The sequence below is a fragment of the Bradyrhizobium sp. I1.14.4 genome (assembly GCF_050435825.1).
Taxonomy (GTDB): Bacteria; Pseudomonadota; Alphaproteobacteria; order Rhizobiales; family Xanthobacteraceae; genus Bradyrhizobium.
Genome location: NZ_JBNDLA010000012.1, coordinates 138,765 through 163,000, shown reverse-complemented (window position 1 = coordinate 163,000; position 24,236 = coordinate 138,765). Strand labels below are relative to the sequence as shown.

The window sequence follows — 24,236 nt, the reverse complement described above, 5'->3', positions numbered from 1 at the left end:
ACGTCTCGGCAATAATGCCCTTCATGGAATCGTGGCGTTTGGGGCGTATTTTTGACGCTTTGAGACGCGGATTTTCGATTGGAATTTAATCATGTCGTCGTTCAAAGTTACCTTTGGGATCCTGGCCGCGGGCCTGATGTTGTCGGGCTGCATGCAGGCCACGACCTATGAGGCAACGAACACCGCGAACTTCAAGCCGCGTGACAAGGAACTCCTGGCCAAGACCACCTACGTCAAGACGCCGGTGGCCGAGCCGTTCCGCCGCGCCATCGTCGAGTATCACCGCAAGGAAGCCTCCGGCTCCATCGTGGTCGATTCCGACAATCACTACCTCTATTACGTGCTGAGCGACGGCAAGGCGATCCGCTACGGCATCACCGTCGGCGAAGAGGCCATGGCCTGGTCCGGTATTGCCAAGGTCGGCAGCATGACGGAATGGCCGGCCTGGCATCCGACCCCCGGCGAAATCTCCCGTCTCGGCGTTCCGACCTTCGTGGCGCCTGGCCCGGACAATCCGATGGGTTCGCGCGCGATGTATCTCTACTCGGGCGGCAAGGACACGCTGTTCCGCATCCACGGCACCAACCAGCCGGAATACATCGGTTCCTCGATTTCCTCGGGCTGCATCCGCATGACCAACGAGGATGTCATCGACCTATACAACCGCGTCAAGCTCGGCACCATTGTCGTGGTGCTGGAGCCGAAGCACGGCGACTCGCCCTACAAGCCGCAGATGGCGCTGCAGGGCGCCGGCGGCACGACCTACTGATCTCAATCACGTCGCAATTGCGATCAAAGGCGCCGGCTTTGCCGGCGCTTTTTTGTTGACTGCGGCTTGGTCCCGGCAGCGCTGTCGCGGGCGGACGCATCATCTGACTTCGCTGCGTCCGGCTTGCCGTCGTCGGACTTGTCGGGCTTGGATGCATCGGACTTAGGTGCATCGGACTTGGGTGTATCGGACTTGGGTGTATCGGACTTGGGTGCATCGGACTTGGACGCATCGGATTTGGCGGCGACCTCGCGCGGCGGCGCCTCCTCGGGGCGCTCGGCCGGCAACAGCGGCGCGACCTGTGGCAGCGGATCGTACACGTTCCACTGGCAGATCCGGTAGTTGCTGCGGCGCTCGATCAGGTCGAGATGGATGTGGTCCTCGTGGTACCAGTCCGAGCCAGGACCGAGCACGGTGGAGAAGCGGGCGCAGACCGAATGCAGCACGGTCTCGCGCAGATCACGTGGCACGCTGCGGTCGGTCAGCGAGATCGACTTGCCGTTGGCGAGACCGAGAGCGCGCACGTCGAGCGCATTGGCGCGGCCGTGCTCCGAGAGCTGGCCGCCGGCGACGCGATTGCGGCCGCGGCATTCGAACGAGTCGAAATTGTCGAGATTGCTGAGCCCGCCCCCGAGGCCCTGCGCCAGCGGCGCGATATCGGTGCGGACCCAGTCCGCGACCGCAGCTGCCATCTTGCAGCGAAGGATCGCCGCGGGCTTGACCGTGACCTTGCGCCTGTCTGGCAGCACGATGGCCTCGAGCCGCACCAGATCTTCGCCGCCGCAGCCGCCGGCGCCGTGGATGTCGGGAATGCTCGGCGCGATGGCGATCTCCCCCGTCAGCGCCTGCCGGCAGGCCGACAGCTGCGGCCCGGGCGGCTCGGCCGGCTTGGAGCCTTCAGCCGGCTTGGCCGTCTCGCTGGGCCTCGCAGCCTCAGCAGGCGCGGCCGGGGGCTGCGTCTCGGCCGCTGGCGGCTCGGGCTCTGGTGCCGCGGGCGCCTCAGCAGGGCGCGGCTTCGGCAGCGGCACGGTTGAACGGCGGACCGCCTTGTGCGCCCTGTGCGGCCGGATACCGAACAAGTCATCCCACGGAAAGGTCGGTGCGCCACGGGCAGCCTCCGCGGGCCCCGCTTGCATGCCAAGGCAAAGCAGCGCCGCGGCAACGGTAACCATTGCCGCGCCCCCGCGACGAAACGCGCCATCAGGCCATTTTCGGCTTGCTTTCTCCGCGCTACAGTTCATGTCAATTCCATGATTTTACTGCCGGCCGCCCAAGATGCCGGCGGATCATGCGTGAGGATCGAGGAGGGATTTGCGTATGCTTGGCTTGATGCAAGATTGGCCCTTGCTGTGTCACAAGATTATTGAGCACGCCGCCAAATATCACGGCACGCAGGAAGTGGTGACGCGATCGGTCGAAGGCCCGATTCATCGCACCACCTACGCCGAAATCCATGCCCGCGCGCTGAAGGTCTCGCAGAGCCTGGAGCGCGACGGCATCAAGCTCGGCGACCGCGTCGCGACCATCGCCTGGAACACCTGGCGTCATCTCGAGGTCTGGTACGGCATCATGGGGATCGGCGCGATCTGCCATACGGTCAATCCACGCCTGTTTCCTGAACAGATCGCCTGGATCGTCAACCACGCCCAGGATCGCATCGTCATCACCGACCTCACCTTCGTTCCGGTGCTGGAGAAGATCGCAGCCCAGCTGCCGAGCGTCGAGCGTTACGTGGTGCTGACCGACAAGGCGCACATGCCGCAGACCACGCTGAAGAACGCGGTCGCCTACGAGGACTGGATCGCGGCATCCGACGGCAAGTTCGAGTGGAAGACCTTCGACGAGAACACCGCGGCGGCGATGTGCTACACCTCCGGCACGACGGGCGATCCCAAGGGTGTACTCTATTCGCACCGGTCCAACGTGTTGCACGCGCTGATGGCCAACTCGAAGGACGCGCTCGGCACCTCCGCCTCGGACACAATGCTTCCGGTGGTCCCCTTGTTCCATGCCAACAGCTGGGGCATCGCCTTCTCGGCACCGTCGATGGGCACCAAGCTCGTGATGCCGGGCCCGAAGCTCGACGGCGCCTCGGTGTATGAGTTGCTGTCGACCGAGAAGGTCACCCATACCGCGGGTGTCCCGACGGTGTGGCTGATGCTGCTGCAATACATGGCCGCCAACAACGTCACGCTGCCGGATCTGCAGATGGTGATATGCGGCGGTTCGGCGATGCCGCGCTCGATGATCAAGGCGTTCCTCGACATGGGCAGCCAGGTGCGCCACGCCTGGGGCATGACCGAGATGAGCCCGCTCGGCACGCTGGCGACGCTGAAGCCGCCGTTCACCGATCGCAGCGGCGAGGAGCGGCTCGACATCCTGCAGACCCAGGGTTACCCGCCGTTCGGCGTCGAGATGAAGATCACCGACGATGCCGGCAAGGAGCTGCCATGGGACGGCAAGACCTTCGGCCGTCTCAAGGTCTCGGGCCCCGCGATCGCGAAGGCCTACTTCCGCGTCGATGCCAACATCCTCGACGATGCAGGCTATTTCGACACCGGTGACGTCTCGACGATGGACGAGCACGGCTACATGCGGATCACCGACCGCTCCAAGGACGTGATCAAGTCCGGCGGCGAATGGATCTCCTCGATCGATCTCGAGAATCTCGCGGTCGGCCATCCAGCGGTGGCGGAGGCGGCCGTGATCGGCGTCCATCACCCCAAATGGGATGAGCGGCCGCTCCTGATCGTGCAGCTCAAGCAGGGCGAGAGCGCCACACGCGAGGACATCCTGAAGTTCATGGACGGCAAGATCGCCAAATGGTGGATGCCCGACGACGTCGCCTTCGTCGATGGCATTCCCCACACCGCGACCGGCAAGATCCTGAAAACGGCGCTGCGCGACCAGTTCAAGGACTACACCTTCCCGACCGCCGCGGCGTGACGATTTACCCTCTCCTTGTGGGAGAGGGTGCGCTCGCGGTGCGAGCGCGAGTGCGGGGTCTGTTGCCGCGGATGCAGACCCCTGTCCGTCGCGGACTTTGCATAGCCGACGCAAGGCATCGGCGTCCTGAAGAACGGCGGAAGGGGGGCCGCCTATGGCCACCTTCTCCCACAAGGGAAGAACAACCTCCGTCGTATCCCGCCCAAATCCCTTGAATTCGCCGCAGGTCCGTGGTCTCACACGACCAGCGGCGGCTAAGGTCGCCCAAGGACGTCTCAACCGGCAGATTCTTCGACGATGGCGCGCAGGTTTTCCGCTCCCTACCAGCAGGAGCCCGTGTCCGGTCTCGCCACCTGGTCGCGCAACCTCGCCATCTTTTCCGTCATTGCGGTGCTGGTCTCGATCCTCATCGTCCGCTTCGGGTTCCTGGAGGTCAAACCGGCGCTGGCGACCTTCTTCGGCGCGCTGGGCTTGGCCGGCCTGTCGATCCTGCTCGGCCTCGCCGCGTTCGCCGCGATCTGGCAGAACGGCACCCGCGGCATGGGCCGGATCCTGCTCGCGCTCCTGATCGACGCAGCGGTCCTCGCCTACCCGGGCTACCTCACCTATCAGTACCGCAAGCTGCCGCGGATCTACGACGTCACCACCGACGCGATCGACCCGCCGAAATTCGAGGCGCTGGCGCGGCTGCGCACCGGGGAAGGCACCAACCCGGCCGCCTATGCCGGCCTGTATTCGGCCGAGCGGCAGCGCGCAGCCTATCCCGATATCGAAACCGTCGAACTGGAAACCCCGGTCGACCGTGCCTATGAGCTGACGCTGCGGCTGGTGAACCGCCGCAAATGGCTCGTGATCGACGCACGCGCGCCGCAGCCGCCGCGCCGGATCGGCCGGATCGAGGCGGTGGCGCGCACGCCGATCATGGGCTTCCGCGAAGACGTTTCGATCCGGGTCACGCCTGATGACGAGGATTCCCGCGTCGATATCCGCTCGGCGTCGCGCTATTTCGATGCCGATCTCGGCAGCAACGCCACCCGGGTCAAGAAGCTGATCGAGGACCTCAACACCGCCGCCGACAACGACAATTCCAAGCCGGCGAAGAAGGCGGCACCTGTCGCGCCAAAGGCGCCACCGGCGAAGACCGTGAAGAAATGACGCGTTAGCGTCATTCTGGGTCGTGCGCCAGCACGAACCTCAGGGGCGCAATTGCGCCCCGGGGAATCTCGAGATTCCGGGTTCTCGCTTCGCGAGCCCCGGAATGACAAGCTAGGCCAACCGATACGTCCCGCCGATCACCGGATCGCCATCCGTCGCCACGACGCCGCGCGCGACCAGATCCTCCAGATGCGCCAGCACCGAATAGCCGGCGGCATTGGCGAGGCGCGGATCGAGCCCGATATAGATCGCCCGCACCATGGTCGGGATGTCGGCCTCGCCCTTGCCGAGGCGATGCAGAATCGAGGCCTCGCGCGCCCGGCGATGCCGCGCCAGGAAACGGACGTAGCGCGGGCCCTCCGGAATCTCCGGGCCATGGCCGGAGAAGTAGAGCTGCTCCGGGCGCTGCTCCAGCCGCTCCAGTGAGGCCATGTAGTCGATCATCGAACCGTCGGGCGGCGCCACGATCGAGGTCGACCAGCCCATCACATGGTCGCCGACGAAATTGATGCTGCGCTCGGCCCACGCGAAGGCCAGGTGGTTGGCGGTGTGACCGGGAGTGGCGACCGCCTCCAGCGCAAAGCCCGCGCCCTCGATGACATCGCCGTGCTTGACCACGACGTCAGGCCGGAAATCGCGGTCGGCGCCGGATTCCGGATTGTGCTTCTCGCTCTCGAAGCGCGGGCGCGAGGCGCGGTGCGGCCCCTCGGCATAAACCGGCGCGCCGGTCGCGGCCTTGATCCGCGGCGTGTTCGGCGAATGGTCGCGATGGGTGTGGGTGACCAGGATGTGGGTCACCGTCTCGCCCTTGACCGCGTCGAGCAGCGCCTTCGCATGCGCCTCGTCGTCGGGACCGGGATCGATGATCGCGACCTTGCCCTGCCCCACGATGTAGCTGACCGTGCCGGTGAAGGTAAACGGGCTCGGATTGTTGCAGAGGACGCGGCGCACGCCGGGGCGGACCTGCTCGACCACGCCGGGCTTCAGCGGAAAATCGCGGTTGAACGGGATGTCGTCGTTGTCGGCCATGGGATTACCTACTCGCTGTCATCCCCCGCGAAAGCGGGGGATCGGTAAACACCGGCAGTCGAGATTGAGCGATGAGCCTCTGGAATGCTGGATCGTCCGCTTTCGCGGACGATGACAGCATCGTTGTGCGGCACGCGAGCGCTCCTTACGAGAACGCCTGGATGCCGGTGATCGCGCGGCCGAGGATCAGCGCGTGGACGTCGTGCGTGCCCTCATAGGTGTTGACCGTCTCGAGGTTGGCGGCGTGGCGCATCACGTGATACTCGATCTGGATGCCGTTGCCGCCGTGCATGTCGCGCGCCATGCGGGCGATGTCGAGCGACTTGCCGCAATTGTTGCGCTTGACGATCGAGATCATCTCGGGCGCCATCTTGCCCTCGTCCATCAGGCGGCCGACGCGCAAGCTGGCCTGCAGGCCGAGCGCGATCTCGGTCTCCATGTCGGCGAGCTTCTTCTGCACCAGCTGGGTAGCGGCGAGCGGGCGGCCAAACTGCTTGCGGTCGAGCGTGTATTGGCGCGCGCGGTGCATGCAGTCCTCGGCGGCGCCCAGCGCGCCCCAGGAGATGCCGTAACGGGCGCGGTTGAGACAGCCGAACGGGCCCTTGAGGCCGGAGACGTTGGGCAGCAGTGCGCTTTCCGGCACCACCACATTGTCGAGCACGATCTCGCCGGTGATCGAGGCGCGCAGCGAGAGCTTGCCGCCGACCTTCGGCGCCGACAGGCCCTTCATGCCCTTCTCGAGAACGAAGCCGCGGATCTGGTTGTCATGCGCTGATGACTTGGCCCACACCACGAACACGTCGGCGATCGGCGCATTCGAGATCCACATCTTGGCGCCGTTGAGCTTGTAGCCGTCGGCGACCTTCTCGGCACGGGTCTTCATGCCGCCGGGGTCGGAACCGGCATCCGGCTCGGTCAGGCCGAAGCAGCCGACCCATTCGCCGGTCGCGAGCTTGGGGAGATATTTCTTGCGCTGGTTTTCGTCGCCATAGGCGTAGATCGGATACATCACCAGCGACGACTGCACCGAGTTCATCGAGCGGTAGCCGGAATCGACGCGCTCGATCTCGCGCGCCACCAGGCCATAGGCCACATAGCTTGCATTGGCGCAGCCATATTCCTCGGGCAGCGTGACGCCGATCAGGCCGAGCTCGCCCATCTCGTTGAAGATTTCGCGGTCGGTCTTCTCTTCCAGATAGGCCTTGGTGACCCGTGGCAACAGCTTGTCCTGCGCATAGGCCCGCGCAGTGTCGCGGATCAGGCGCTCGTCTTCGGTGAGCTGGTCGTCGAGCAGGAACGGATCATCCCACTGGAAGCCGGCGGCAGCCGGCTTGTCCTTGGCCTGGGGGCGCACGCTCATGAAACATCCTTTCGCATCGTCACTCGGAAATTGGCGGATAAATTAAAGCGCTATGCTGCGAAGCGCAATTGAATTGGGATCATTGTCATTCCGGGGCACGCGACATCGTGAACCTCAGGGGCGCAATTGCGCCCCGGGGAATCTCGAGATTCCGGGTTCGATGCTGACGCATCGCCCCGGAATGACTGACGTCAGGTCTCCAGCTTCTCGTTCGACACGATCTCGATGCCGAAACCGGACAGGCCCTTGTAGTCGTGCACCGACGAGGTCAGGTGCCGGATCGAGGTGACACCGAGATCGCGCAGGATCTGCGCGCCGACGCCGACCTCGCGCCACTGCCTGTGGCGATCGGCCTCTGCCGTCTTCTGCTCGCCAACCGGCTCGACCGGAACACCTGCCGCACCGTCGCGCAAGTATACCAGCACGCCGCGGCCGGCATCCTTGAAGTGCCGCAGCACGGCTTCCATCCTTGCCTGGCCGGTGAAGAGATCCTTGACGATGTTGGGCTTGTGCAGCCGCGTAAGCACGTCCCGGCCGTCGCCGATGCCGTTATAGACGAAGGCGGCGTGCATGATCTCGTCGAAGGGCGAGCGATAGGCATAGCCCTGCAGCGGGCCGATCGGGCTCTCGGTGGTGAAGGTCGCGACCCGCTCGATCAGCTTCTCGCGTGCCTGGCGATACGAAATGAGGTCCGCGATCGTGACGTGCTTGAGCTTGTGTGCGGCGGCGAATTTCGCGACCTGCACGCCCTTCATCACGGTTCCATCGTCGTTCATCAGCTCGCTGATGACGCCGACCGGCGGCAGGCCCGAGAGCCGGCACAGATCGACCGCAGCCTCGGTGTGGCCGGAGCGCAGCAGCACGCCGCCGTCGCGCGCGATCAGTGGGAAGATATGGCCGGGGCGCGCAAAATCGTTGGCGCCGGCGTTGGGATTGGCGAGCGCGCGACAGCACGAGGCGCGTTCCTCGGCCGAAATGCCGGTGCCGCCATCGGGCTTGTAGTCGATCGAGACGGTGAAGGCGGTGGTGTGGTTGGACTCGTTATGCGCCACCATCGGGTCAAGCCGCAGCCGGCGGGCGTCCTCGGTGGTGATCGGCGCGCAGACGATGCCGGAAGTGTGGCGGATGATGAAGGCCATCTTCTCCGCCGTGCAGAACGACGCCGCGACGATCAGATCGCCTTCGCCTTCCCGATCGTCATCGTCGGTGACGACGACGAGTTCACCCTTCGCAAAGGCTTGCAGCACTTCCTGGATCGTATCGGCCATTGTCCTGACATCTCGTTATATGCAGGCAGTGGATTAGCCGGGTTCCGATGTCAGCGCCAGTATCATTATGCAACCCGCCATGCGTCCGGCAGGGATACCAGGACGGTGACGGGCACCCGTGGCCCGGATGGAGCGAGCTTCTACGGCAACACCTCGCGCCGGTCGCTCAACTGGGTGTCCAGCTCGGCGCGCTTGTCGTCGAGCAGGCCGGCGTCAGCGGCTTCGATCACCGCATAGAGCTCGCCGGCGTCGCTGAGCCGGGTCACCGTCACGTAATCGGCGCCGGCGGCGTAGAGATCGTCGACGCCGGCCAGGAGATCGGCGGTGGCGACGATCCGCGCGGTCGGGTTCAGGGCGCGGACGTGGCGCACCAGCTTCTCGTTGTCGGCGCCGACCAGCAGGAAATCCGGCACGCTCAGGATGATGATCTCGGCCTTGCCGATGCCGGCATGAACCAGCGTGTCGACATTGCTGATGTCGCCATAGATCACGTGCATGCCGCGGTCGGACAGCGTGCGGAACACAAGTGGATTGAAATCGATGACGCTGATCTGCTCGAGCAGCGACTGGTTCTGCCGCTCGATCTGACTGATCAGCGCGCTCGCCGCGCGGAAGAAGCCGAGGATCACGATACGCCGGATCTCGCCATGTCCCTCATCTCGGCCGCCCTCCTGGCCAGCCTCGCCGCCCCCCTCGCCTTGGTGGTCGAGGTCGCGCAGCCCGATCCGCTTCAGCGGACCGATCAGGCCGCGCACGATCTGATCGCTGCGGCCCATCGCGAAGGTCGAAAGCACCGCCAGCACCACGAAGGCGAACGAGACCGCATTGGCGGTTTCGGTCCCGATGTGGTTGGCGGCGACGCCGGTCTGGATCACCACCAGCGAGAACTCGGAGATCTGCGCCAGATTGATCGCCGGCAGCAGGCTGGCGCGCAGACCCTGCTTCATCAGATAGAGCGGCGTGAACGTCGTGACCAGGCGGCTCGCCACCGTGAAGGCCGCGATCACGAGCGCAAGCCAGATCACCGAGAGGCCCGGTATAGGGATCGTCATGCCGAGCGCGACGAAGAACAGCGTGATGAAGAAATCCCGCAGCGTCGTGACCTTGGCGGTGACGTCGAGCGCGTAGGGAAAGGTCGAGATCGAAACGCCGGCGACCAGCGATCCCATCTCGCGCGACAGATGCAGCCGCTCGGCGATCTCGCCGATCAGGAAGCACCAGGCGAGCGCGCCGAGCAGCACGAGCTCGGGCCGGCGCGCGATCTGGTGGAACAGCCGCGGCAGCACATAGCGGCTCAGCACCAGCGCCGTCGCGACCAGCACCGCAACGCGGGCGATCGACAGCAGCACGACGCTGATCTGCAGATTGTCCAGGCTTGGCTGAACCGCCAGGAACAGGATCGCGAAGATGTCCTGCAGCACCAGCACGCCGAGCGTAATCCGGCCCGGCAGCGTATCCAGCTCACGCTTCTCGTAGAGCACCTTGACGATGATCACGGTCGAGGACAGCGCGCAGGCGACGCAGAGGTAGACCGCGTCGAACTTGCCGCCGCCGATCGCAAGCCCGATTCCCGCAAAGAACGCCACGCCGATCAGGCAGCCACCGATCAGCTCGCTGGCGCCGGCGAACAGGATCACCCTGCCGGCACGGATGATCTTCTTGAGGTCGATTTCCAGCCCGATCATGAACAGCATGAAGATCAGGCCGAGCTCGGAGATGACGCTGATCGACTCCTGGGACTTGACCCAGCCCATGCCGAATGGACCAATGAAAAAGCCGGCGATAAGGTAGGCCAGTATCAGCGGTTGCCGGGAGAAATGGGCCAACAGCCCGAGCCCCCAGGCAAACAGGATACAGAGCGTGATATCGGGAATCAGTTCATGCATGCGTCAAAGACTTCCTGTTGCCGCAACCTAGAGGGCCGGGCGTGAGGATCAACCGAGCAATGTGTCACATCCGCGCAGGCGGCATTTTTCTGGCAGTTCTCGCGTGCCTGCTCACCGTGCGCATGACTGAGGCGCTAGCACAATCCTCGGCAAGTATTGAACAAAATTTTGCGAATTCACTGACCACGGTGCCGTCGGAAAGCCTCACCGCCTCCGGTGCATTCTACGTGCCGGTGTATTCCAGCGTGTCGATGAGCCAGGGCAAGCTCAGAGCCGATTTCTCGGTGACGCTCAGCGTGCACAACGCCTCCGAGACCAGGCCGCTGGTGCTGAAGCGGATCGCCTATTTCGACACATCAGGCAAGATGGTGGAGAGCTACCTCAAGTCGCCGATCGCGCTAAAACCGTTTGCGACCGTCGAGGTCTCGATCGCCACGACCGATACCCGCGGCGGCACCGGCGCAAATTTCGTGGTCGATTGGGCGGCCGCCGGCGAGATCGCGGAACCGGCGGTCGAGGCGTTGATGGTGGGCAGCATCGGCGCCGGGCACTATGCCTTTATCAGCCAGGGCCGCCCGATCAGGCTGACCGGCAAGAACTGACTTCATGGAAGGCCCTTTCCCGCGGACCTTCTCAACGACAACAACACGGAGCGAAACATCCATGTCCACCTCAGCCCAGTTCGACTTTGCCCCGCTGCTACCGGCCGGCCTGCCTGCGCCGGCCGCGCGATGGACCGGGCTCGCCAAATACAGCTTCGTCGGCGGCAACAACGATCCCGACCAGGTCCCGGTCGACGGGCTGCTGGAGGCGATCAACGCCGTGCTGAAGCGCGAGGGCAGGAATCTCGCGACCTACAACCTCGCGCACGGACCGCAGGGCTATCTGCCGTTGCGCCAATTCCTCACCGAGAAGCTGAAGCGTGACGCCGGCATTGCCTGCACGCCGGACGAGATCATGATCGTCTCCGGCTCGCTGCAGGCGCTCGATCTGGTCAATCACACGCTGCTGGCCAAGGGCGACACCGTGCTGATCGAGCAGGAAACCTATCAGGGTTCGCTGAACCGGCTGACGCGCCTCGGCGTCAACGCGGTCGGCATTCCCCTCGATGGCGAGGGAATCCGAATCGATGCGCTGGCCGCGGCACTCGCCGATCACAAGCGGCGCGGCATCACGCCGAAATACATCTACACCATCCCGACCGTGCAGAACCCGACCGGCTCGATCCTCCCCGAAAGCCGCCGCGCCGAGATGCTGAAGCTGTCAAAAGAATACGGCGTACCGATCTTCGAGGACGATTGCTATGCCGATCTGATCTGGAACGGCGAGCGGCCGCCTGCGATCTACGCCATGAGCCAGCATGGCGGCGTGATCCATATCGGCTCGTTCTCGAAGTCGATCGCGCCGGCACTGCGGGTCGGTTTCATCGTCGCGCCCTGGGAGATCATGTCGCGGATGCTGCCGCTGAAGACCGACGCCGGCTCCGGCGCACTGGAGCAGATGGTGCTGTCGGAATATTGCGCGCCGCATTTTTCGACGCATGTGCCGCGGCTGACCAAGGGCTTGCGCGCCAAGCTCGACACGCTGATGGAGGCGCTGAACGAGCAGTTCGGCACCTCCGCCGAATTCGAGGCGCCCAAGGGCGGCATCTTCCTCTGGGTCAAGCTGCCCGACAATGTCGACACGTTGAAGCTCTATCAGGCGGCGCTCGCCGCCGGGGTCTCGATCAATCCGGGACCGGAATGGTCGACCAGCAAGGCCCATTCGACCAGCCGGCTCCGCCTTTGCTTCGCCAGCCCCTCCCACGAGCAGATCCGCGAAGGCGTCGCCGTGCTGGCGGAAGTTTGCCGCAAGGAGTTCGGCGTGCCGGCGCGCAGCAGCAATGTGGAGAAGCGAAGCTAGCGATCCGCGCGGCTAGCGCACCGAAAACGGCGCCTGATACGGCCGGCCGAACGGCACGCCGTTGACCACGGTCTGCACCGGCTTCAGCTGCAGATTGCCGTCGCGCTTGTTGTTGCGGGTGTCGACGAAGGAGACCGGACCTTCGATCAGGTCCATGATCGCGACGTCCGCGGGCGCGCCGCGCTGCAGCGTGCCGATCTTCGGGGTACGGTTGATGATCCGCGCCGGTACCGAGGTCGCCATCGCCACGACCTGATCCAGCGAGGAGCCCATTGCCAGGAACTTGCTCATCACGTTGGGCAGGAACGGGATGCCGGGCGAGTTGCCCGAGAAGACGTGGATGTCGGAGGAGATCGTATCCGGCGTGCAGCCCGCGGGGATCGCGATCTCCGCCACCGTGAAATCGAAGCTGCCGCCGCCATGGCCGACGTCGAACAGCACGCCGCGTTGCTTGGCCGCGAGCGCCGCCGGCAGCAGCTTGCCGTCCTGCACGATGTTGGTGAAAGCGCCGGACATGTTCGGCGCGCCGGAATAGGCGTGGGTAAGGATATCGCCTGGCCGCAGCAGATCGAGGATGTCGGACATCAACTCCCTGGTCTCGACGCCGCCGATATGCACCATCATCCGCGCCGGCCAGCCGCACATTTCGCAGGCCTGGATGCCGCGCTTCAGCGGCTCGATGCCGTGCTTGAAGATGACGTTCTCCGACATCCGCACCTTGACCCCGATCAGGAAGTCCGGGTTCTCGGCAAGCGCCATCGCGCAGGCTTCGACCTGAGCATTGTCGATGTTGTAGAGCTCGGCCACCGGGAAGGCCGACAGGCCGTTGTTGGCGATATGGACGAAGGCGTAGATCCGCGCCCGCGACTGCGCCACGATGAAGCGCCGCAGCGCCGCGAGATTGTTGACGCCGGCATCGCCTGCCGAGACGACGGTCGTGGTGCCCTGGAATTGCACCAGTTCGTCGGCGGGAATGCCGATCGCGGATCCGTAGGGGTAGACGTGGCAGTGCAGGTCGACGAGGCCCGGCATCACGAGCTTGCCCGAGGCGTCGATGGTCTTGCTGGCGCGCGCGGCCGGGATCTCGTCCTCGATCGCCTCGATGAGGCCCCAGCGGATGCCGATGTCGCGCTTGCCGCGCAGCGACTGGCTGGGATCGATCACGTCGCCGCTCTTGATCACGAGGTCGAACTTGTCGTCGGGCCCCATCGCCGCAGCAGCCGGCCCTGCGATGACGGCAGCAGCGGCCGATCCCGTACCCTTCAAAAAATCCCGGCGAGAAAATCCACTCACGGCAACGTCCCCCCGAACATTGATTTTTATGGCGTGATGATGCGTCGGACGCAGCGGTTAGGCAAGGCCACCGAAAGCAGGCAGCGGCCTCACTGATCGGTCATGCGGCCAACTCGCGGCGAGCGCTGCAACGGCTGTCATTGCTGAACAACCGTTCAGAAAACTCCTCTGGTTGCTCAGGAACGTTTCGATGCCCGCACGGTTTCCTCCTCGCTCAATTTGAGGAGGATGAGATGAAAAAGATTGGTTTTGTTCTTGCGGCGATTGGTGCGCTTGCAGTGGCCGTTCCGTCGATCGCGAGCGCCGAGACTGTCGTGATCAAGCGCGGCGGTCATCATCACTGGGATCGTGGTTGGGGCGCACGCGCCGAGATGCGCCGTGACCGTGGCTGGCATGACCGCGGTTGGCACCGCGGCTGGCATCACCACGATCACGACCGGATGGTGATCAGGCCGGATCGCTACTAAAGACCGACACAACGGAAAATGGCTCCTCGCGGAGCCATTTTTTCTACGTTCCTATCAAACGCCCGCCGTGCTCAATCCCACGCCGGTGCAAAACCCGGATTGACGCAGCGCATGTCCTTGCGCAGTGCCCCAATCGCCTTGCGATCATCGTCGTCGAGCTTGACCTTCAGTGCATCGAGATTGGCCTGCTGGCTTTCGGCGCGCGAGGCTTTTGGAATCGCCGCAACACCGTCCTGATCGAGCAACCATTTCAGCGCCACCTGCGCCGCGGTCGCATCATGCTTGCGGCCGATTTTCGCCAGCGTCCCGTCGGTCGCGAAGCGACCCTGGGCGAGCGGACAATAGGCCACCAGCGGGATCGATTTGGCGGTGAGATATTTGCGCACCGGGGTCTGGTCCAGCATCGCGTGATATTCGATCTGGTTGCAGGCGATCGGCGCCTTGATGTCCTCGACCACGGTCTTGAGCAGCGCGGCGGTGAAATTGGCGACGCCGATCGCGCGGGTGCGGCCTTCCTCCTTCAGCTTCATCAGCGTCTCGAAAACCGCCGGCAGCTTCATGCTCCGCGACGGCCAGTGCACCAGATAGAGATCGACGTGATCGAGCCGCAGCTTGTTCAGGCTGACGTCGAACGCTTTGCGGATCGCATCCGGCGCCAGGTTCTCGTGCCAGACCTTGGTGGTCACATGCAGGTCCTTGCGTGCGGCCTTGGATGCCGCGATCGCCGCTCCGATCGCCTCTTCATTGCCGTACATCTCGGCGGTGTCGATATGGCGGTAGCCGAGCCCGAGCGCGCTCTCGACCGCCGCGCGGCAGGCATCGCCCTGCATGCGGAAGGTGCCGAGCCCGAGCTGCGGCAGGCTGATGCCCTGTGTCTGCAGATCTTCCATGGATAGCTCCTGATGCGTGGGACGCCGATGCCATCGGCGACGTCACGCCAGCAAATCGCTTGGCGGGAATGAATTTGGCAGGACTGTCAAACCCGCAGTCTGCCCGCAAACCGGCGCTTCGGGCAAGCCGCCCGCAATCAAGATGTCGCGACGGATTCCGGCTCGACGCGCTTTCTTCTCGAGAACCGGAACCCCACGTCGCTCGAAAGCGCTCTGGGTCAGATATGCTGCGCCATGATCTGGCCGGGCCGCGCGTCCGGCCGCGGCTCGATATCAACCGACCAGAGATCGTGGTTGTCGACGTCCTTCAGCGTCACTTTCATCACGCCGGTCTTGCCGTCGATGTCGACGCGACCGAAGAACTGCAGGCCGAAGCAGGGCGCGAGATTGTCGCCCTGCTCGGCCGAGCAGCCCTTCTGGTACATCGCCTTCGGGCCAAACGTATTGTCGAGTTCGCCCGGCGACCAGGTGCCGGCATGCAGCGGGCCGGAGACGAACTCCCAGAACGGCTCGAATTCCTGGAACACCGCGCGGTTCGGATCATAATGATGCGCGGCGGTGTAGTGCATGTCGGCTGTGAGCCACACCGTGTTGCGGACGCCGGCGCGTTTCATGAAGGACAGCAGATCGGCGATCTCATGCTCGCGCCGTTCGGGCGGGCCATCGCCGAGTGCGACCGCATCCAGGCTGACGAGACCGATCGGCAGATCCGCCGCGATCACCTTCCAGGTCGCATCCGACGTTACCAGTTCCCGCTTCAGCCAGGCGAGCTGGCTTTCGCCGAGGATGAAAGCCTTGTCGGGATCGCCTTGCTTGTTCCAGCTCGAGTCGCGGTAGGAGCGCATGTCGATGATGAAGACGTCGAGCAAGGACCCATAGGCGATCTTGCGATAGACCCGGCCGTCGCGCTCCGGCATCAGCCGCATCGGCATGAATTCGTGGAAGGCGCGGCGCGCCCGCGCCACCAGGCGCGAGGTGCCGTCCGTGTCGTAGCCGGCCGCATCAGCGGTGCCGAGCGGCGACCAGTCGTCGGCCACCTCGTGGTCGTCCCACTGCGCGAACATCGGCACCTCGGCGTGGAAGGCGCGGAAACTCTCGTCGAGCCAATTGTATTTGTAGTTGCCGCGAAACTCTTCGAGGCTGTGCGCGACGACGGATTTCTCCTCCGTGACGATGTTGCGCCAGACCTCACCGTTCGGCAGCTTCTGCTCCGACGGCACCGTGCAGTCCGCATAGATGTGATCGCCGGAATGGATGAAGAAGTCCGGGCGCTCGTTCAGCATGGTGCGATAGCTGCGCAAGCCGCCGCGCGCGGGATCGATACCCCAGCCCTGCCCGACGACGTCGCCGGACCAAACGAACGAGACCGAACGGCGATCGAGCGGAGCGGTGCGGAAATGCCCGACACGACTTTCGCCGACGACACCGTCGCCGTCCTCGAAGCTGATACGATAGAACAGGTCCTGGCCCGGCGGCAGGCCATCGAGCAGCAGCTTTGCGGTGAAGTCGCGCTCGGGCAGCGCATCGGCTGACGCCGTGCGCAGGATGGCGGCGAAGCTCTCGACGGCGGCGCATTCGATGTGCATCCGCGCGGTGCGATCGGCGCGGGCCCAGATGACAGCGGAATCGCTTGCCACGTCGCCGGACTGGATGCCCGCGATCACGGGACGATCCGCGGCGCGGCTCAGATAGGGTCTTGCGAGCGAGCCGACTCCAGCCAGCGCGGCCGTCGACGCCGAGCGCACCAGAAGCTGACGCCGGGTGAGGCCTCGCCTCCTCGCGGAGATCGCTGTCGGCATCGAATAACCTTCGTCGAATCGCAACGAAGGTTTTGCCTGCGCTCCTTGACTCCGCTCTTACGGTTTCTTGACTCTCCGCCGACGGTTTTGCGACGGCGGTGTGACTCTGGGGAACGATGGTGGCTCTCGAGGCGGCCTCTGTTGCCTCGCGCCCTGGCAATGAACCCGTCATCCTGAGGAGCACGCGCTTGCGCGCGTCTCGAAGGATGCACGGCCCCGGTGGCTCAGCCCGCACGTCGCAACAGCCGGGCCGTCGATCCTTCGAGGGCCGCTGAAGAAGCGGCCACCTCTGGATGACGGTTTGGGGATTGGCGCGCTTCGAACAAAGTAGCGACGCGACGGCGCTTCACCGCCGCCAGTTGCAGATGCCGCCGGTGCGGCACGGCCAGGTCTGGATCCTGGTGTCGCGGGCTTCGGCATTGAGCGGATTCGAGTGCCGGCGAGCGAGCTTGGCGCGGGCGGGGACGTGTGCGACCGCGCGCTTCCTCTCATGCGGTGCCGTCACCCTGGTGGTCTGAACGGCCTTCCGCCGCTCGACTTTCGACTGCTCGACTTTCGGCTCCTCGACCTGCGGCTCGACATTCGCATGCTGATCGGGAGTGTGGTCGGTGTTGGCCTCGACTGGCACCGGCTCGAACTGCGCCGGCGGGCCAAGCGGCTTCGGCGACAGCACGGCCCGGGAGAGATCGAGGCTGAAGAACTCGCTCGGGCGATACTCATCGGCAGACGCCACGCCACCCCACGCCAGGCACGCGGTACAAACGGTTGCAACAAAAGCGCTTTTCAGGACCGTCAAAAGGGCCTCCTGAAATCACTCGAACAGAACAGCCATCATGTAGGGGCCCGGCCGCGCGAATCCAGCCGCAGCTCGCGAGCAAGGTTACCGGTCAACCGGCGTAACAGCGCAAAGTTCCCCGGCCGCCGTCCGCCGCCTCCCTCTACTCGGCCGCCTGCGCCAGCGGCTGGCCGATCGCGCGCTCCAGCCGCACGCATTCGGTGCGGTAGCGGGCAACGTTGCCCTCCTTGATGTGGCCATAGCCGCGCACGAGGTCCGCAGCCTTGGCCAGCGCCACCAGGCGCGGCAGGTCGAGCGGCTTCCTGCCGTCGAGATGACGCAGGATCATCGCCGAGTAGTCGACCGGCAATGCACGCTCCATCTTGCGCTCCGCGGTGTAGCCGAAGATGTCGAACGCGGTGCCGCGCAAGCCCTTCAGCCGCGCCAGCATGCCGAACGCGGTGAACACCCAGCGGCCGAATTCGCGCTTCCGCAAACGCCCGGTGACGGGATCGCGCTGCGCGAGCAGCGGCGGCGCCAACAAGACCTTCAAACCGGAATTGCCCTCGAACTGCTCCTTCAACGCCTTGCTGAACTCGCCGTCGGAATAGAGCCGTGCGACCTCGTATTCGTCCTTGTAGGCCATCAGCTTGAACAGGCCCTTTGCAAAGGCCTCGGTCAGGTCCTGCGAACCCGGAGCTGCCGCGGCCTCGGCGGTATGGACGCGCCCGACGTCGTCGAGATAGCGCTTGGCGTAAGCCTCATCCTGATAGTCGGTGAGGAATTTGGCGCGGAACGCGATCGCCTCGTCCAGCGTCTTCTTGGCCGGCGCAGCACCTGCGCTCTTGAAGCGGGCGGCGCTGACCACGCGTTGCAAATCGTGCGCGGCAAGCTGGCCCCAGGAGAACGCGGTCTTGTTCATCTCGATTGCGGCGCCGTTGAGCTCGATCGCCTTCAGGATCGCTTCGAGCGACAGTGGGATCGCACCGCGCTGGAACGCAAAGCCGAGCATGAAGGCATTGGTCGCGATGCTGTCGCCCATCAGCGCAGTCGCAAGCCCGGTGGCATCGAGAACGTCGAGATCATCAGGCGTTACCGCGCCATTCAGCGCGTCGCGCATGGAACTTGCCTCGAAATCGATATCGGGGTCGATCACGAAGCTCGCGGTCGGCAACAGATCGGCATTGACGACGGCGCGGGTAACGCCGCGCTCGGCGCGGCTCAGCGCCGGCACGCTGGTGGCAACCACGAGGTCGCAGCCGAGGATCAGATTGGCATTGCCGGGTGCGATGCGAACCGTGGTCAGCATGTCGGCCGCCGGCGCGAGGCGGACATGGCTCATGACAGCGCCGTTCTTCTGCGACAGGCCGGTGAAGTCGAGCGTCGAGCAGGCGAGGCCCTCGACATGCGCGGCCATGCCGAGCAGCGCGCCGATGGTGATGACGCCGGTGCCGCCGATGCCGGTGATCAGGATGTTGTAGGGGGTGCTCAGCGCGGCCGCAGGCGGCACCGGCAGGTCGGCGAACAGCGCCTTGGGATCGGCGGCGGTGCGGTCTACCTTGCGCAGCTTGGGATCCTGCACCATCACGAAGCTCGGACAGAAGCCCTCGATGCAGGAGAAATCCTTGTTGCAGTTCGACTGGTCGATGCGGCGCTTGCGGCCGAGCTCGGTCTCCAGCGGCTGCACCGAGACGCAGTTCGACGCCACCGAGCAGTCGCCGCAGCCTTCGCAGACGCGCTCGTTGATGAAGACGCGTTTGGCCGGATCGGGGAACAGCCCACGCTTGCGGCGGCGGCGCTTCTCGGCGGCACAGGTCTGGTCATAGATCAGGACGGTGAGGCCCTCGATCTCGCGCAAGGTGCGCTGCACGGCATCGAGCTCGCGGCGATGGTGGATGGTGGCGCCGGACGGGAAGTAGTTGGCGGGATATTTGTCGGGATCGTCGGAGACGATCGCGAGCCGCTTGGTGCCCTCGGCGGCAACCTGATGCGCGATCTGCGACACGGTGAAGCCGCCTTCGGCCGGCTGGCCGCCGGTCATCGCCACCGCGTCGTTGTAGAGGATCTTGTATGTGATGTTGACGCCGGCCGCAGCAGCGGCGCGCAGCGCCAGCAGACCGGAGTGGGTGTAGGTGCCGTCGCCGAGATTCTGGAACACATGCTGTTCGTTGGTGAACGGCGCCTGCCCGATCCAGCTCACGCCCTCCGCGCCCATATGCGAGATGGTCTGGGTGTTGCGGTTCGGCACCGACAGCGCCATGCCGTGGCAGCCGATGCCGGCCATGGCGCGGCTGCCTTCGGGAATCTTGGTCGACGAGTTGTGCGGACAGCCCGAGCAGAAATACGGTGTGCGCTGCAGTTTCGCGGTGCCCGTACCTTCCGCCGGACGATCGAACGCCTCGAGCTTTGCCAGACGCTGCTCCAGCAGCGGGCTGCGGTGGCCGAGCCGGCGCAGCCGCGCCACCACGGCAGCCGCGACCATGGTCGGCGTCAGCTCGCCCTCGCTCGGCAGCAGCGGCGCGCCGCTCTCGTCGCGCTTGCCGACCACCGAGGGACGCTTCGACGCGTCCATGTTGTAGAGGATGCGGATCAGCTGGTCCTCGATGAAGCCGCGCTTCTCCTCGACCACGAGCACGTCCTGCAGGCCTTCGGCGAAGGCGCGCGCGCCGCGCGCTTCGAGCGGCCAGGTCAGCGCCACCTTGTAGATGCGCAAGCCGAGCGCCTGCGCATCGGCATCGGTGATGCCGAGATCGGCGAGCGCCTGGCGCAGATCGAGATAGGCCTTGCCGGTCGCCATGATACCGAGCCGTGCCGGCTTGGAATCCAGCACGATGCGATCGAACCGGTTGACGCGCGCGAAGGCGGCCACCGCCTCCATCTTGGGTCCGTGCAGCCTGCGCTCGGCCTCCAGCGGCGGATCCGGCCAGCGGATCGAGAGCCCATCCGGCGGCATCTCGAAATCACTGGGCATGATGATCTTGATGCGATCGGGATCGCTGACGATCGAGGCCGAGCTTTCCACCGTCTCCGAGATCGCCTTGAAGCCGACCCAGCACCCCGAATAGCGCGACAGCGCAAAGCCGAGGATGCCGAGGTCGAGGTAATCCTGCAGCGTCGCCGGATTGACCACCGGCATCAGCGCCGAGGCGAACACCTGCTCGCTCTGATGTGCGAGCGTGGAGGACTGGCAGCCATGGTCGTCACCGGCCAGCGCGATCACGCCGCCATTCGGCGAAGTGCCGGCGGAATTGGCGTGCTTGAGCGCATCGAGCGAGCGGTCGACGCCGGGGCCTTTGCCGTACCAGATGCCGAACACGCCATCGACCTTGGCGCCGGGAAACATGCCGACCTGCTGGCTGCCCCACACCGCAGTCGCCGCCAGATCCTCGTTGAGGCCGGGAACGAAGGCGATGTCGTGTTGCTTCAGGAAGGATTTCGCCCGCCACAGCGCGTGGTCATACATGCCGAGCGGCGAGCCGCGGTAACCGGAGATGAAACCCGCGGTGTTCAGCCCGTGCGCGCGGTCGCGTTCGCGCTGCAACATGGGCAAGCGGACCAGCGCCTGGGTACCGGAGAGGAAGATTCGCTTGGTGTCCAACCGGTACTTGTCGTCCAGTCCAACTTCCATCAACGCCATCAGTAAAGGCTCCCCGCCGGTTACGCCGCGCCGGTCCGAACCGGTCTCATTATCCTGCGCTTGATCATGCATCAGCGTGAACTGATTTTGCTATGCATGAACAGCCCTGTTCCATGGCCGCAGCACATATCTCATGGTGCACATGCGAGGCCTTGTTGCTCTGCGAGGCTTGCCGAACCCCGGCTTCTTTGAAACGGTGGCGCGCAAAGGGAGACCAAGGATGATTAAAGTCGAATCCGCGTTCACGACGGAAATCGTGGAGAACGGCAATCTGCTGGTGGGTCCCTGGCGCAGCCCGAAGCAGATGCTGCAGGCCCAGACCTACGATTCCCACGCCTCGATTCACGACGATGCAACCGCGCAGAAGCTCGGCTTCCGCGGCGGCACGATCGAGGGACCGACCCATTTCAGCCAGTTCGCGCCGCTGTGCGAGCGGATCTGGGGCCGGGCCTGGTTCATGACCGGGTGCCTGTCGGCGCATTACCGCAATCCGGTGTTCGAAGGCGAAGAGGTGCAGGCCCAGATCGAGAAGCCGAAGCCGGGCCAGACCGTTTGCACGATCGGGATGATCAAACGCGACGGCACCGAGATCCTGCGCGGCACCGCCTCGATCGACGGTGACGGCAGCGAGACAGCGCTCAGCCACCGGCTTGGCGAATTGAAGCCGCTGGCCGATCCCGTGATCCTCGCCGACATCAAAGTCGGCATGAAGACGGCCCGGCAGGCGATCAAGATGGATTTCGACCAGAACATGGGCGATCTCTATCCGTTCTCGCTGGCCGACAAGCTCAAGGTGATCACCGAGCCTTCAGACTATTATTCGCTGGAGTACAATCCCTGGGGCCGCGCCGTCATCCCGATGGAGATGCTGAGCGTGCTGTTCCAGTACCGCGCGCGCGAGGACCGGCTGCCGGTCCGTGGCCCGGCCGTCGGGCTGTTCGCCGATCAGGAAATCCGGCTTGTGCGCGGGCCGCTGTTCCCGGGCGAGACCTATTGGGTCGAGCGCGAGGTCGTGGCGCTTTCGGGCAGCAAGCGCACCGAGAGCATGTGGGTGCGCTCGACCGTGTTCGATGCCGACAACACGGTGGTTGCGACCATGCTGCTCAACGGCGCCAGCATGAAGGATTCCTACGCCAATTACGCCAGCGAGCACAAAGCACTCTACGGCTGAAGCGACAGCCGCCCCTTCCGCAAGCCGCCAAACCAAGGACAACAACAATGGCCCGCCTGCCCTATCTCGAAGCCGATCAGGTCGCCCCTGAATATCGCGACATGCTCAAGCGCAACACCAATCTGCACAAGCTTCTGGTGAACTCGCCGGACATGGCGCGCGCCTTCAATGGCATCGGCGGCTACATCCGCTTCAAGAGCAAGCTCGATCCGCGGCTGCGCGAACTCGCGATCCTGCAGGTCGGCTGGCTTGAGAAGTCAGAATACGAGTTCACCCACCATGTGAAGATCGGCAAGGAGTTCGGCGTCACCGACGAGGATATCCAGGGCCTGATCGCGGAAACCGACGGCAGGTTGTCGAAGCTCGAGCCGCTGACGAAAGCGATCCTCAAGGGCGCCCGCGAGATGGTGCGCGAGCTCGCGATGTCGGAGGCGACCTTCGCCGAGATCAAGCAAGAGCTGTCCGACGAGCACATGACCGATCTGGTGCTGACCATCGCGTTCTACTGCGCCGTGGTGCGCGTGCTCGCCACCATGCAGATCGACAACGAACCCTATTACAAAGAGGTACTGCAACAGTACCCGTTACCGGGAGTGAAGTGAGATGCGCCTGCAAGATCGCGTCGCCATCGTCGTCGGCGCCGGCCAGAGCTCTGGCGAAGGCATCGGCAACGGCCGCGCCACCGCGCTGACTTTCGCGCGCGAAGGCGCCAAGGTGCTGTGCGTCGATCACAACTTGGCGTCGGCGCAGGAAACCGTCGATCTGATCGCAGCCAAGGGCGGCACCGCCGCCGCCTTCAAGGCCGACGTCACCAAGAACGCCGACATGAAGGTGATGGTGGCGGACGCGCATGGGCGCTGGGGCAGCGTCGATATCCTGCACAACAACGTCGGCGTCAGTCTCTCCGGCGGCGACGCCGAGCTGCTCGACATTACTGAAGAGGCGTTCGACCGCTGCGTGGCGATCAATCTCAAGAGCTGCATCCTCGCCGCCAAGCACGTGATCCCGATCATGCGCAAGCAGCAGCGCGGCGCCATCATCAACATCTCGTCGATGGCCGCGATCACGACCTATCCTTACGTCGCCTACAAGGCGACGAAGTCGGCGATGATCGCCTTCACCGAACAGCTCGCCTACCAGAATGCGCAATACGGCATTCGCGCAAACGTGATCCTGCCCGGATTGATGAACACGCCGATGGCGGTGGACACGCGCGCACGCGAATTCAAGAAGAGCCGCGCCGAGGTCGAGGCTGAGCGCGACAGCAAGGTGCCGCTGCGTCACAAGATGGGCACCGGTTGGGATGTCGCCAATGCCGCGCTGTTTCTCGCATCCGACGAAGCCAATTTCATCACCGGTGTGACGTTGCCGGTCGATGGCGGCGCAAGTGTGCGGCGCGGTTAGCGTGAAGCGATTAACCCGGTTACCCAGCTAACCCGGTTAACCCAGGTGGTTAACCCGTGTGACGATGTTAATCACTGTGACGACATCACGCGTCATTGCGCCGCAATGATTCGAAAAAATTGAAGTATTCCAATGACACGGCGATGTGACGACGCGTCCACATAAATCGAAATCCTGACTCGTTGTGGTCGCACGAAATTCATCTGCGCTCTGTATCTCGCACGCAGAAATCTCTGGAGTGCCTAGACCAATGAGCGAAGAATTCGAACTCAGACCAGATCAGTGGGATGCGTTGAAAGCGTTGCGGGCTCCCGCGGCAAACCCTTCACGGCTGAACCGGTTCGCCGTCGAGAGCCTGATCACGCTCGGCTATGTTGCGGTGCGAGGAGATGCGTTTGCGCTGACGCCCGCGGGCCGGAAAATCCTGGTCCGCGGTTCGTCACAATTGCTGCTCGATATCGCGGCCTGATCACCTCGAAGCTGAC

The 24,236-nt window shown here is 64.5% G+C and carries 20 protein-coding genes; 10 read left to right on the top strand and 10 right to left on the bottom strand.

Annotated elements, in window-relative coordinates; translation table 11 throughout:
* The first annotated feature begins 91 nt into the window (after positions 1–91).
* Positions 92–769, top strand: a complete 678-nt coding sequence (locus ABIB78_RS23905) for a L,D-transpeptidase (protein ID WP_429029051.1) — start codon at positions 92–94, stop codon at positions 767–769.
* A 23-nt stretch (positions 770–792) separates the two neighbouring features.
* Here the strand turns inward: ABIB78_RS23905 and ABIB78_RS23900 are convergent, their stop codons facing one another.
* Positions 793–2,010: an extensin family protein gene (locus ABIB78_RS23900; RefSeq protein ID WP_429029050.1), complete on the bottom strand. Its 1,218-nt coding sequence runs from the start codon at positions 2,008–2,010 to the stop codon at positions 793–795.
* Between the two features lie 76 nt (positions 2,011–2,086).
* Here ABIB78_RS23900 and ABIB78_RS23895 point away from each other — a divergent pair, with 76 nt between their 5' ends.
* Both ABIB78_RS23895 and ABIB78_RS23890 read left to right on the top strand, forming a co-directional pair.
* Positions 2,087–3,715 (top strand): fatty-acid--CoA ligase, encoded by a 1,629-nt coding sequence (locus tag ABIB78_RS23895; RefSeq protein ID WP_429029049.1) that lies wholly within the window; start codon positions 2,087–2,089, stop codon positions 3,713–3,715.
* A 297-nt stretch (positions 3,716–4,012) separates the two neighbouring features.
* Complete coding sequence (locus tag ABIB78_RS23890) at positions 4,013–4,870, top strand: DUF1499 domain-containing protein (RefSeq protein ID WP_429029048.1); 858 nt, start codon at positions 4,013–4,015, stop codon at positions 4,868–4,870.
* A 111-nt stretch (positions 4,871–4,981) separates the two neighbouring features.
* Here the strand turns inward: ABIB78_RS23890 and ABIB78_RS23885 are convergent, their stop codons facing one another.
* From ABIB78_RS23885 to ABIB78_RS23870, 4 genes are all read right to left on the bottom strand, one after another.
* Positions 4,982–5,899, bottom strand: coding sequence for an MBL fold metallo-hydrolase (locus tag ABIB78_RS23885; RefSeq protein ID WP_429029047.1), 918 nt, complete (start codon positions 5,897–5,899; stop codon positions 4,982–4,984).
* Between the two features lie 145 nt (positions 5,900–6,044).
* On the bottom strand, positions 6,045–7,259 hold the full coding sequence (locus ABIB78_RS23880; protein WP_429029046.1) for an acyl-CoA dehydrogenase: 1,215 nt from the start codon (positions 7,257–7,259) through the stop codon (positions 6,045–6,047).
* 191 nt (positions 7,260–7,450) lie between these two features.
* Positions 7,451–8,527, bottom strand: coding sequence for a 3,4-dihydroxy-2-butanone-4-phosphate synthase (ribB, locus tag ABIB78_RS23875; RefSeq protein WP_429029045.1), 1,077 nt, complete (start codon positions 8,525–8,527; stop codon positions 7,451–7,453).
* 140 nt (positions 8,528–8,667) lie between these two features.
* A complete protein-coding gene (locus tag ABIB78_RS23870; protein WP_429029044.1) occupies positions 8,668–10,413 on the bottom strand; it encodes a cation:proton antiporter in 1,746 nt (581 codons plus the stop codon).
* Positions 10,414–10,472: 59 nt separating this feature from the next.
* Between ABIB78_RS23870 and ABIB78_RS23865 the strand changes: the two genes are divergently transcribed.
* Together ABIB78_RS23865 and ABIB78_RS23860 are read left to right on the top strand one after the other, a co-directional pair.
* Positions 10,473–11,015, top strand: a complete 543-nt coding sequence (locus ABIB78_RS23865; RefSeq protein WP_429029043.1) for a DUF3124 domain-containing protein — start codon at positions 10,473–10,475, stop codon at positions 11,013–11,015.
* Between the two features lie 61 nt (positions 11,016–11,076).
* Entirely contained in the window at positions 11,077–12,315 is a 1,239-nt protein-coding gene (locus ABIB78_RS23860) for a PLP-dependent aminotransferase family protein (RefSeq protein ID WP_429029042.1), read from the top strand.
* A gap of 12 nt (positions 12,316–12,327) precedes the next feature.
* On the opposite strand, the gene ABIB78_RS23855 is transcribed toward ABIB78_RS23860, so the two are convergent.
* Positions 12,328–13,608 (bottom strand): amidohydrolase family protein, encoded by a 1,281-nt coding sequence (locus ABIB78_RS23855; protein ID WP_429029041.1) that lies wholly within the window; start codon positions 13,606–13,608, stop codon positions 12,328–12,330.
* Positions 13,609–13,841: 233 nt separating this feature from the next.
* On the opposite strand from ABIB78_RS23855, the gene ABIB78_RS23850 reads away from it, so the two are divergent.
* The gene (locus ABIB78_RS23850) at positions 13,842–14,075 is read left to right on the top strand and encodes a hypothetical protein (RefSeq protein WP_429029040.1); all 234 of its coding nucleotides are present in this window, start codon (positions 13,842–13,844) and stop codon (positions 14,073–14,075) included.
* A 71-nt stretch (positions 14,076–14,146) separates the two neighbouring features.
* On the opposite strand, the gene ABIB78_RS23845 is transcribed toward ABIB78_RS23850, so the two are convergent.
* The 4 genes from ABIB78_RS23845 to ABIB78_RS23830 all read right to left on the bottom strand — a co-directional run bounded on the left by ABIB78_RS23845 (position 14,147) and on the right by ABIB78_RS23830 (position 21,176).
* Positions 14,147–14,965: an aldo/keto reductase gene (locus ABIB78_RS23845; RefSeq protein ID WP_429029039.1), complete on the bottom strand. Its 819-nt coding sequence runs from the start codon at positions 14,963–14,965 to the stop codon at positions 14,147–14,149.
* Positions 14,966–15,183: 218 nt separating this feature from the next.
* Positions 15,184–16,764 carry an alkaline phosphatase D family protein gene (locus ABIB78_RS23840; RefSeq protein WP_429029038.1) on the bottom strand — a complete coding sequence of 527 codons (1,581 nt, stop codon included), beginning with the start codon at positions 16,762–16,764 and terminating at the stop codon, positions 15,184–15,186.
* Between the two features lie 346 nt (positions 16,765–17,110).
* Positions 17,111–17,497 (bottom strand): hypothetical protein, encoded by a 387-nt coding sequence (locus tag ABIB78_RS23835; protein WP_429029037.1) that lies wholly within the window; start codon positions 17,495–17,497, stop codon positions 17,111–17,113.
* 205 nt (positions 17,498–17,702) lie between these two features.
* Positions 17,703–21,176: an indolepyruvate ferredoxin oxidoreductase family protein gene (locus tag ABIB78_RS23830; protein WP_429029036.1), complete on the bottom strand. Its 3,474-nt coding sequence runs from the start codon at positions 21,174–21,176 to the stop codon at positions 17,703–17,705.
* Positions 21,177–21,396: 220 nt separating this feature from the next.
* On the opposite strand from ABIB78_RS23830, the gene ABIB78_RS23825 reads away from it, so the two are divergent.
* From ABIB78_RS23825 to ABIB78_RS23810, 4 genes are all read left to right on the top strand, one after another.
* Positions 21,397–22,347 (top strand): hypothetical protein, encoded by a 951-nt coding sequence (locus ABIB78_RS23825; protein ID WP_429029035.1) that lies wholly within the window; start codon positions 21,397–21,399, stop codon positions 22,345–22,347.
* 47 nt (positions 22,348–22,394) lie between these two features.
* The gene (locus ABIB78_RS23820; protein ID WP_429029034.1) at positions 22,395–22,949 is read left to right on the top strand and encodes a carboxymuconolactone decarboxylase family protein; all 555 of its coding nucleotides are present in this window, start codon (positions 22,395–22,397) and stop codon (positions 22,947–22,949) included.
* A gap of 1 nt (position 22,950) precedes the next feature.
* Positions 22,951–23,751: an SDR family NAD(P)-dependent oxidoreductase gene (locus ABIB78_RS23815; RefSeq protein ID WP_429029033.1), complete on the top strand. Its 801-nt coding sequence runs from the start codon at positions 22,951–22,953 to the stop codon at positions 23,749–23,751.
* A 250-nt stretch (positions 23,752–24,001) separates the two neighbouring features.
* Positions 24,002–24,220: a hypothetical protein gene (locus tag ABIB78_RS23810; RefSeq protein ID WP_429029032.1), complete on the top strand. Its 219-nt coding sequence runs from the start codon at positions 24,002–24,004 to the stop codon at positions 24,218–24,220.
* The last annotated feature ends 16 nt before the right edge of the window (positions 24,221–24,236 follow it).